The following is a 329-nucleotide window of genomic DNA, read 5'->3' on the forward strand; positions in this document are numbered from 1 at the left end:
CGCGGGGCGCATCGGGTACCAGCATACCTATGGGGACTACCGCTTCTACCAGGCCAACACCCTGGGCGGCACCACCAACCTGCGCGGCTACCGGCGCACCCGCTTCGCCGGCCGCACGGCGGTGTACGCCAACTTCGAGCCGCGGCTGGAGCTGTTCTCCTTCAACGCCTACGTCTTCCCCGGCAAGTTCGGCATCATGGGCCTGGCCGACGTCGGCCGCGTGTATTCCGACAACGACCAGGACACCGACTCCGGCCTGAAGGCCTTCCACAGCGGCTTCGGCGGCGGCATCTATGTCGACATCCTCAAGCAAGCCGTCATCAACGTGA

General features: G+C 66.0%; 1 protein-coding gene. It reads left to right on the plus strand.

Going from position 1 to position 329, the window contains the following annotated elements:
- Positions 1 to 329: hypothetical protein (locus WX88_RS31255; RefSeq protein WP_046247534.1), on the plus strand; the 329-nt coding region annotated here is incomplete at both ends.

Origin of the sequence: Hymenobacter terrenus (assembly GCF_000972495.1) — a bacterium.
Lineage (GTDB): Bacteria > Bacteroidota > Bacteroidia > Cytophagales > Hymenobacteraceae > Hymenobacter > Hymenobacter terrenus.